This window comes from Rhodoplanes roseus, from assembly GCF_003258865.1.
Taxonomy (GTDB): domain Bacteria; phylum Pseudomonadota; class Alphaproteobacteria; order Rhizobiales; family Xanthobacteraceae; genus Rhodoplanes; species Rhodoplanes roseus.
Map to the genome: position 1 here is coordinate 1 of NZ_NPEX01000234.1, position 9,252 is coordinate 9,252.

Sequence of the window (9,252 nt, forward strand, 5' to 3'; positions counted from 1 at the left end):
CCCCCGGGCGGCGCCACCGCGGGCCGATGCGGAACAGGCCGTCGTGAGCGGAGCGGACGCGTGTCCACCATTCCGCACGACCGCCGTGTTCTGACAAATTGACAAAGACCGTGACCTGTATGAGACCTTAGCCGATCGGCACTCCGCAACCGTCGTGCGGTGTCGGCCGTTTCGTGACGAGCCCGGCTCAGGACCGTGTTGGACCGTTCCGTCTTCCTACTTTTCGACGCCATTCACTCTGCGACCGCGGCTCGCGCGACGAGTTATGCTTCCGATGTCCACAACCGGAGCGCCGCCGGGTGTCGGGCTCGACCGGCCCGCCGCAGGACGCGTTCCGGGCCGGCAAGCGCCGGGGCTTCGGTCATTGCAGGCCCGGCCGGCCGCCGCGCCTGCACGGGGTGCCCATGAAGGAACCCTCGCTGGACGTCCACATGGATTCTGCGCAGTTCGACTACGTTCGCGTCCTGTACGCCGAAGAGGCCGTCAACGTGCTCGCGCAGTGCGGCGAACGCGGCGTGGTCCTGGCCGGAGGCCAGTCGCTGATCCCGCAGATGAGCCTGCGCGCGGCGGTACCGCACGTCATCGTCGATCTCGGTCAGGTGACGGATCTGCGGGTCATCGAGGCGCATGGCGACAGCGTGTCGATCGGCGCCATGGTCACCCATGCGATGATCGAGGACGGGCAGGTGCCCGCGCCCATCACCGGGATGCTGCCCTATGTGGCGCACGGGATCGCCCATCGCGACGTGCGCAACCGCGGGACTCTCGGCGGCACGGCGTGCTGGGCCGACCCTTGCGCCGACTGGCCGACCGCCCTGCTGGCGCTGGACGCCACCCTGGTGACCCTGTCGCCGCAGGGCGAGCGCCGCATCCCGATCACGTCGTTCTATCCGGAGGCCTTCACCAACGCCCTCGGTCCCGCCGAGATCGTGACGTCGATCGTCCTGCCGCGCTCCTCGAAGCGGGCCCGGTGGGGCTACTACAAGGTCACCCGGACGGTCAGCGAATCGGCTGACGCGATCGCGGCCGTGATCTCGGACCCGGAGCGCGGCGTGAGCCGGGTCGTGCTCGGCGGCCTCAAGACCCCGCCGGTCGTGCTCACGGAGCTGTCCGAGGACATCCGCCACCGGCCGCCGTCCGGCACGGTCGGCCTCGAGGCCTGCGAGGAGATGATCTCGCATCTCCCCGGCCTGGCCGACGTCAATCTCCACAACTACGCCTTCGCGCTCAACCGGGCGCTGCGGAGCGCGTTCGCCGGCTGAGCCCGGCGGAACAGCCCGTCGCGGCCCGGGTTGGTCCCGAAAGGGAGCCCGCGATGGACCGCGACGAGACCGCCCGTACCAAGCCGCCCGGCAAGGGCTTCGCCGACCAGGCCGAGGTGATCGCGCAGGACCGACCGGTGCTGGAAACGCCCACCGGCCGCTCCGCCGAGCGCGACCCGGCCGACCGGACGGGGTTCGACGACGAGGCTCACCGCGACGATGTCGGCGCGGTTCCGCGCAGCGCCGTCACCGGCGCCCACGAGCCCGGCACGGGCGCCAACGAGCAGGACGGTCTGGACGAGACAAGCGAGACGGTGCGGCGCGCCGCCGAGGACATCGGCACCGGCCCGGGCGACGAGGACCGCCCCGCCGACACGCCGGTGTTCGAGCGCGGCGGCCTGTTGCCGAAAGGGTGAGCCGAGCGTCGCCAATCCCGGTCAGTACGGGCAGGCGGCGCGGATTCGTCCGGCCGCTTCGGCGACCCCCTGCAGGTCGAAGCTGAGCTCGCGCTCGCCCGCCGCGGTGGGAACCTGCAGCGCGAAGGTGCGGGCCGAGAGGAAGCGCTCGAGCAGGGCCGCCGGATCGGGCGCCGCATAGGCATTGCCGAGAATGCGCCAGCGCTCCGGGCTGGCATCCTGGTCGAGCTGAACCGTCACGTCGACCTCGCCGACCGCCGAGGCCCCCGCGGGCCAATCGAGGTCGAGGGCGAGAAGCTCGAGCGCACCTTTGCGGCATTCCAGCAGAAGCCCGGCGCGACCGGGCTGGACCATCGGCCCGCCGCGGCGCGTGAAGGACAGCCCGTGCTCGACCAGGGCCGGCCGCTCGGCGCCCGGGGCCGGCATCAGGCCAGGCGGCAGCGGCACGCGCAGGACGAAGCCCTTGGTGATCCGTTCCTGAGCGCTCGCGGCGACGGTCGCGAGCGGAACCAGGAGAAACAGCAGCAGCACCCTGAACGATCGGCCCATGGTCACGCCGAGCACCTCCGGCTCTCCGGATGAGGCGTTGCCGGCATCACCTCGGACATCCGTTCAACGATTCCGCTCATGGCGCGGAATGTTAACCGGTTCCAAGGTGGAGGCAATGCTGTCGACGGTCGGCACGGCTGCCATTCGCCGGAGGTCGGAGGGCGTCCCCGGAATCGAAACGGCCGGGACGAGCCCGGCCGTTCCGCAGAACCTGTCGCGCGGCGTCACTGCTGCGCGGCGACACCACCGGTCAGCACGGTCGCGGGCTCGACCTTCACGCCCGGGCCCATCGTCGACGACAGGGCGATCCGGTTGATGAACTGGCCCTTGGCGCCGGCCGGCTTGGCCTTCGACACCGCGTCGGCGAACGCCTTGATGTTCTCGACCAGCTTGTCGGCCTCGAACGACGCCTTGCCGACGCCGGCATGGATGATGCCGGCCTTCTCGACGCGGAACTCGACCGAGCCGCCCTTGGCGCCGGCGACGGCACCCTTGACGTCCATGGTGACGGTGCCGACCTTCGGGTTCGGCATCATGCCGCGCGGGCCGAGCACCTTGCCGAGGCGACCGACCAGCGGCATCAGGTCGGGGGTGGCGATGCAGCGGTCGAAGTCGATATTGCCGCCCTGCACCTGCTCGACCAGATCCTCGGCGCCGACCACGTCGGCTCCGGCGGCGCGCGCCTCGTCGGCCTTGGCGCCGCGGGCGAACACCGCGACCCGCTGGGTCCGGCCGGTGCCGTTCGGCAGCGTGACGACGCCACGCACCATCTGGTCGGCGTGACGCGGATCGACGCCGAGATTCATCGCGATCTCGATGGTCTCGTCGAACTTCGCCTTGGCCCGCTCCTTGACGAGCTGCACGGCCTCGGGAAGCGTGTAGAGCTTGTTGCGGTCGATGCCCTCGCGGGACGCCAGCACGCGCTTGCCATGATCAGCCATGTCGATCAGCCCTTCACGTCCAGGCCCATGGAGCGGGCGGAGCCCTCGACCATGCGCATCGCCGACTCGATGTTGTCGGTGTTGAAGTCCTTCAGCTTCTTCTCGGCGATCTCGCGGACCTGCGCCTGGGTGATGACCCCGACATGGTCGCGGCCGGTCGCCTTGGCGCCCGACTGGATGCCGGCCGCCTTCTTGAGGAAGTAGGACACCGGCGGGGTGCGCATCTCGAACGTGAAGGAGCGGTCGGCATAGATGGTGATGACCACCGGGATCGGCGATCCCTTCTCCATCTGCTGCGACTGGGCGTTGAACGCCTTGCAGAACTCCATGATGTTGAGGCCGCGCTGACCGAGCGCGGGGCCGATCGGCGGAGACGGATTGGCCGCTCCCGCCGGAACCTGAAGCTTCAGGTATCCTGTGACTTTCTTCGCCATGGCAAAGTCCTTCGCGCCGGCGCCGCCGGCTCGCAGGGTTCGTGGTGCGGATCAAGGGCGGTCGGCGAACCGTCCCTCCTCCCACGTATCGACGCCGTCGCCGGCTCTCGCCGACGGCGGTGTGGCGCGTACCTATCGCAGGACGCGGCGGGAGACAAGGGGCAGCCCCGCCGCGGCCCGCTCGGGACCACGCACGAAACGGCCGGGACGAAGCCCGGCCGTTTCGTAAAAAGCGACGATCTGGAAGGCCTTGGCCTCAGGTCTTCTCGACCTGAGCGAACTCGAGCTCGACCGGGGTCGCGCGGCCGAAGATCGACACCGCCACCTTGATGCGCGAGCGGGCGTCGTCGACCTCTTCCACGGTGCCGTTGAACGAGGCGAACGGACCGTCGGAGACCCGCACCTGCTCGCCGATCTCGAACGAGACGGTCGGCTTCGGGCGCTCGATGCCCTCCTGCACCTGGTGCAGGATGCGGCCGGCCTCGGCCTCGGAGATCGGCATCGGCTTGTTGTCGGTGCCGAGAAAGCCGGTGACCTTCGGGGTGTTCTTGATGAGGTGGTAGGCCTCGTCGGTGAGCTCCATCTTCACCAGCACGTAGCCGGGGAAGAACTTGCGCTCCGAATCGACCTTGCGGCCGCGCCGCACCTCGGTGACCTTCTCCTTCGGGACCAGGATCTCGTCGAAGAGGTGCTCGAGATGACGCTGGCGCGCCTGCTCGCGAATCGACTCCGCGACCTTGTTCTCGAAGTTCGAATAGGCGTGAACGATGTACCAGCGCTTGCTCATGTCCGTCACCCGACCCGCGCCACTCTAGCGTCCGATCCCGAGCACGAGCGTCACGCCGAACCGGATCACCTGGTCGGCGAGCAGGAAGAAGATGGCAGCCGCCGCCGACATCACGAACACCATCACGGTGGTGATCGCGGTCTCGCGCCGGGTCGGCCAGGTGACCTTTTCGGTCTCCGAGCGGACCTCCTGCAAGAACTTGAACGGGCTAACCTTCGCCATCGCCTCTTCCGATCGTCCAATTCGTGAAATGAGCCCGCGCGGGCGACGGCCGGACGCCGTCGTCTTCCCCTCCCCTCGCGGTCGTGCTGCGGCGAGAGCCGCCCCCGGCCGGGCTGCGCGATCTAATCTCGCTCAGTCCTGGCAGGAGTGGAGGGACTCGAACCCCCAACCCCCGGTTTTGGAGACCGGTGCTCTGACCAATTGAGCTACACTCCTCCGGGAAGCGGGTGTGGCGCCCGAGATCCAGGCGCCACGTCCCCTAAATGCATGATCGCCACCACCTTTGCAAGGGCGGTACGGGAGCGCGGCGCGGGTTTTCGGTACCGCACCCGCAGACGCACCCGCAAAGCGGGTGTCAGGGCGGCGGCAGGCCGGCGAGTCGCTCGACCTCGGCCGCGATCGCCTCGGCATGGCGGTGATGGGCCATGTGGCCGGCGCCGGGGAGGCGCAGCACGCGGGCCCGCGGCAGCACCTTGGCGAGGATCTCGCCGTGCAAAGCGGGTGGGACGATCGGATCGGCGTCGCCGACCACGATGACGGTCGGCACCGTGAGGTCGGGATAGCGCGGCACGATCGCCTCGAGGTGATTCCGCAGGTCGGAATACTCCTTCATGCTGTTGCGGAAGCGCCGCGGCGTCAGGCCGAGCGTCAGGCCGGTGCGGGCCGCATAGGCGCGAATCGGCGGCTCGGGCCGGAACAGCCGCGTCGACAGCCGGTCGAGCATGGCGAGCGACGCCGGCAGCAGCACGGTCCAGATCAGCGGCGCGCCGAACACCACCTCGGCGACCCGCTGGAACCATGGCAGCCCGCCCGGACGGGGATGCGTGGTCGGGTTGATCAGCACCAGCCCGTCCACCGAGCCTTCCTCGTCCAGCACGTAGCGCAGCGCGATCAGCCCGCCGAGCGAGTGGCCGACGACGATCAGCCTCCCGGCCCCGACCGATTCGACGGCGGCGCGGATCAGCGCGACCTGATGGCCCGGATCCGAGACCTCGCGGCCGCCCTCGCCCGAGAATCCCTGCCCCGGCCGGTCCGGCGCGATCACGCGCAAGCGGCGGGACAGCCGCTCGCCCAGCGCGGCCCGCATGTCGGCGTGATGAACATTGGCCCCGTGGAGCAGCAGCACGGCGGGGCGATCGACGGCGCCGGGCTCCGGCGGCGCCGGCTCGCCGGGCGGGAGATCGAGGAGATGGATCCGCGCCGGGCCGACGTCGACGAACCAGCCGACCGGCGGATTGTCGGCCTCGATCGTCCGGGTGAGCCGCCAGGTGAGCGCCGCGAAGGCAGCGAGCACGGCCGCGACGAGCAGCAGACATCCGAGAACCAGCATGGTGACGCGCGCGACCTCCCCGAGGGCCGGCGGAGCGTATCGGTGCCGGCGGTGTCGGCGCAAGCGGCGCCGCCGTCACCCCACCGCGACCGGCTCCCGGTGGAGCACCGCGGGCGCCCGGGAAAACGTGCGGCGGCCGCGCTTCCAGCCGCCGAGCGGCACGGCGAGCTCGGCGATCGCCTGGGCGGGATCGACCGCCTCGAGCACCACCAGATCGGCCGGGTTGCCGACCGCGATGCCGTAGTCGGCCAGGTTCATCAGCTTCGCGGGCGCCGCCGTGACCATGTCGAGACAGGCCTCGAGCTCCGCCCGGCGGCCGAGCTGGGCGACATTGGCGTAGAGATTGGCGATCCGCACCAGCGAGCAGTCGCCGAACGGCGTGAACGGGTTGAGCACGTTGTTGGTGGCGATCGAGCAGGTGACGCCCTGCTCCGCCAGCCGGTGGGCCGGCGTGACGCCGCGCGGAACATCGTGGTCGTGGCCGCGGCCCATCAGGAAGAGGTCGGTCGCCGGCAGCACGGTCAGCGCGACGCCGGCATCGGCGAGCCTTTGGGCCGCCGCGGCGCGGGCCGTCTCCGGCATGGCCGAGAGCTTGGTCACATGGCCGATGGCGACGCGGCCGCCCCAGCGGGCGCGGTCGGTCGCCCGGCAGACCTCGTCGAGATGCGTCCAGGACGGGTCGAGATCGAAGTCGAGATGGAAGTCGACGTCGAGATCGAAGCTTTGGGCGATGGCGAAGATGCGGGCGATCTGGCCGTGCGGGTCCGTGTCGGTGTAGGGACAGCCGCCGATCGCGTCGGCGCCCTGCTCGCAGGCCTCCACCAGGAGCTCCTCGGTGCCCGGATCGTTCAGCAGGCCCTCCTGGGGGAAGACGCAGATGTCGAGATCGACGGCGAAGGCGTAGTCGCGCTTCAGCCTTCGGATGGCGCGAAAGCTGGTCAGGCCGATGCGCGGGTCGACCTCGACATGGGTGCGCATGCGCGTCGTGCCCTGCAGGATCGCCTTTTCCAGCGTGCGGGCGGCGCGGGCGAAAACGTCGTCCTCGGTGAAGTCCTTCTTGGCCGCCGCCACCTGCGCGATGGCCTCGGCCAGCGTCCCCTCCCGGCTGGTGCAGCGGTCGAGGATGCAGGACTTGTCGAGATGAATGTGGGTCTCGACGAAGCCCGGCACGGCGAGCCGGCCACCGAGATTTTCGGTCGGAGCATCGGCGGCGATGCGCGGCTCGATGGCGACGATGCGGCCGCCCGCGACGGCGATGTCGCAGGGGGCCTCGCGGCCGACGAGGCGGACGTTTGTGAAGACGAGGTCGAGGGGCATGAAGGCGGCTCGAATCCGAGAGTGGGCTACAGATAGCTGTGGTCATTCCGGGCCGGCGCGAAGCGTCGGACCCGGAATCCAGCCAAGAATGCCGAGTTGAGGGCTGGATTCCGGGTTCGCGCCTTCGGCGCGCCCCGGAATGACTGGCTTGTTTCCACGCCGCCTACTCCGCCGCACGGCCCAGATAAGCCGCCTCGATGGCGGGGTCGCCGCGCAGGGCCGCGGCCGTGTCGGTGCGCACCACGCGGCCGGACTCCAGCACATAAGCGCGGTCGGCGACGTCGAGGGCGAGCTGCGCCATCTGATCGACCAGCAGGATGGTGACGCCGTCGTCGCGGAGCTGCGCCAGCACGTCGAACAGCCCGTCGATGACGGCCGGCGCGAGGCCGAGCGACGGCTCGTCGAGCAGCAGGGTTTTCGGCCGCGCCATCAGCCCGCGGACGATCGCCAGCATCTGCTGCTCGCCCCCGGAGAGAAGGCCGGCCGGGCCGCCGATTCGTTCGCGCAGCCGCGGGAAGCGGTTCAATAGACGCTCCGCGTCCGCCTCGATGGCGCCGTCCCGCCGGGTGTAGGCGCCGAGCAAAATGTTGTCGCGCACCGAGAGGTCCGGAAACACCTGGCGACCCTCGGGCACCAGCACCAGCCCGGCGGCCGCGATCGCGGGGGCGTCGAGATGCTCGATGCGCACGTCGTCGAACACCACCTCGCCGTCGACCGGCCGCAGCAGGCCGACGAGCGACCGCATGGTGGTCGACTTGCCGGCGCCGTTGGCGCCGATCAGGGCGACGGTCTCGCCCGGATAGACGTCGAGGTCGACGGTTTCCAGCACCGGGGCGGCATTGTAGCCGGCGGTGAGGCGGATGACGGTGAGCACCGCGTCGGGCGGCGCCTGCCAGGGCGCCGGACGCCCCCGCGCCTGCCTGGTCTCGCCGCCCAGATAGGCCGCGATGACCTTCGGGTCGCGCCGGATCTCGGCCGGCGTGCCGGTGGCGATCGGAACGCCGGCGTCGAGCACCACGATGGAATCGGAGATCCCCATCACGAGCTGCATGTCGTGCTCGACCAGGATCACGGCGATGCCGAGTCCGGCGATGCGGCGCAGCAGGCCGGCGAGCGCATCCTTGTCGGCCCGCATCAGGCCGGCGGCCGGCTCGTCGAGCAGCAGCACGCGCGGCCGCATGGCGAGCGCCCGGGCGATCTCGACGAGGCGCCGGTCGACATGCGGAAGATCGGCGGCGGGCGTCGCCAGCCCGCCGCGGAAGCCGACGAAGGCGAGCAGCGCCTCGGCGGCCTTCATGTCGTCCGGCCCGGCGAAGCGCCCCAACAGGCCGCCGAGCCGTCCGCGGCGCAGCGCCACCAGCACGTTGTCGAGCACGCTCATCGAGCCGAACAGCCGCGTCGTCTGATAGGTGCGGGCGATGCCGGCGCGGGCGACGCGGTGGCTCGCGGCGCCGGCGAGATCGGCGTCGCCGAGCCGGACGGAGCCGGCATCGGGGCGGTAGAAGCCGCCGATCATGTTGAGCACCGTCGTCTTGCCGGCGCCGTTCGGCCCGATGATCGCGGTGACGCGGCCGGGCTCCGCCGTGACGGCGACGCCGGTCGCCGCCTTGATGCCGCCGAAGGCGAGCGTCAGCCCTTCGACCCGAAGCGTCTGCGGCGCGTCCGGCGCCAGGAAGGCGGCGAGGTCGTAGCCGCTGCCGTCGGCGGGGCGCGGATCGGTGCGGCGCCAGAACCGCGACACCGTGCCGATGACGCCCTCCGGCGCGAGCCACAGCACGCCGAGCAGCAGCGCGCCGAAGAACAGGAGCCGGTACTCGGCGAGACCCGACAGCAGCTCGGGCAGCACGACACTGATCGCGGCGCCGATCACCGGGCCGAACACGGCACCGGCGCCGCCGACGATCACGGCGAGCAGGAACAGGATCGACTGCGAGAACGGGAACGAGTCGGGCGCGACGAACATCATCAGCGGCGCAAAGATGCCGCCGGCTAGG

10 protein-coding genes and 1 tRNA gene are annotated in these 9,252 nt (G+C 70.6%); 2 read left to right on the forward strand and 9 right to left on the reverse strand.

What is annotated here, in order from left to right; genetic code table 11:
- Positions 1 to 404 precede the first annotated feature (404 nt).
- Both CH341_RS23965 and CH341_RS23970 read left to right on the forward strand, forming a co-directional pair.
- Positions 405 to 1,262, forward strand: coding sequence for an FAD binding domain-containing protein (locus CH341_RS23965; protein WP_146604595.1), 858 nt, complete (start codon positions 405 to 407; stop codon positions 1,260 to 1,262).
- Between the two features lie 53 nt (positions 1,263 to 1,315).
- A complete protein-coding gene (locus tag CH341_RS23970) occupies positions 1,316 to 1,678 on the forward strand; it encodes a hypothetical protein (protein ID WP_111421504.1) in 363 nt (120 codons plus the stop codon).
- 21 nt (positions 1,679 to 1,699) lie between these two features.
- On the opposite strand, the gene CH341_RS23975 is transcribed toward CH341_RS23970, so the two are convergent.
- From CH341_RS23975 to CH341_RS24015, 9 genes are all read right to left on the reverse strand, one after another.
- Positions 1,700 to 2,233, reverse strand: coding sequence for a hypothetical protein (locus CH341_RS23975; protein WP_146604596.1), 534 nt, complete (start codon positions 2,231 to 2,233; stop codon positions 1,700 to 1,702).
- Positions 2,234 to 2,451: 218 nt separating this feature from the next.
- The gene (gene rplA, locus CH341_RS23980; RefSeq protein ID WP_111421506.1) at positions 2,452 to 3,168 is read right to left on the reverse strand and encodes a 50S ribosomal protein L1; all 717 of its coding nucleotides are present in this window, start codon (positions 3,166 to 3,168) and stop codon (positions 2,452 to 2,454) included.
- A gap of 5 nt (positions 3,169 to 3,173) precedes the next feature.
- The gene (gene rplK / locus CH341_RS23985) at positions 3,174 to 3,602 is read right to left on the reverse strand and encodes a 50S ribosomal protein L11 (protein WP_111421507.1); all 429 of its coding nucleotides are present in this window, start codon (positions 3,600 to 3,602) and stop codon (positions 3,174 to 3,176) included.
- Between the two features lie 256 nt (positions 3,603 to 3,858).
- A complete protein-coding gene (gene nusG / locus CH341_RS23990) occupies positions 3,859 to 4,389 on the reverse strand; it encodes a transcription termination/antitermination protein NusG (RefSeq protein ID WP_111421508.1) in 531 nt (176 codons plus the stop codon).
- Between the two features lie 24 nt (positions 4,390 to 4,413).
- Positions 4,414 to 4,611, reverse strand: coding sequence for a preprotein translocase subunit SecE (secE, locus tag CH341_RS23995; protein WP_111421509.1), 198 nt, complete (start codon positions 4,609 to 4,611; stop codon positions 4,414 to 4,416).
- Positions 4,612 to 4,750: 139 nt separating this feature from the next.
- A tRNA-Trp gene (locus CH341_RS24000) sits at positions 4,751 to 4,827 on the reverse strand.
- Positions 4,828 to 4,966: 139 nt separating this feature from the next.
- Positions 4,967 to 5,941, reverse strand: coding sequence for an alpha/beta fold hydrolase (locus CH341_RS24005; RefSeq protein ID WP_111421510.1), 975 nt, complete (start codon positions 5,939 to 5,941; stop codon positions 4,967 to 4,969).
- A gap of 75 nt (positions 5,942 to 6,016) precedes the next feature.
- Positions 6,017 to 7,258, reverse strand: a complete 1,242-nt coding sequence (locus CH341_RS24010; RefSeq protein WP_111421511.1) for an amidohydrolase family protein — start codon at positions 7,256 to 7,258, stop codon at positions 6,017 to 6,019.
- 163 nt (positions 7,259 to 7,421) lie between these two features.
- Positions 7,422 to 9,252: ATP-binding cassette domain-containing protein (locus tag CH341_RS24015; protein ID WP_111421512.1), on the reverse strand; the 1,831-nt coding region annotated here is incomplete at its 5' end.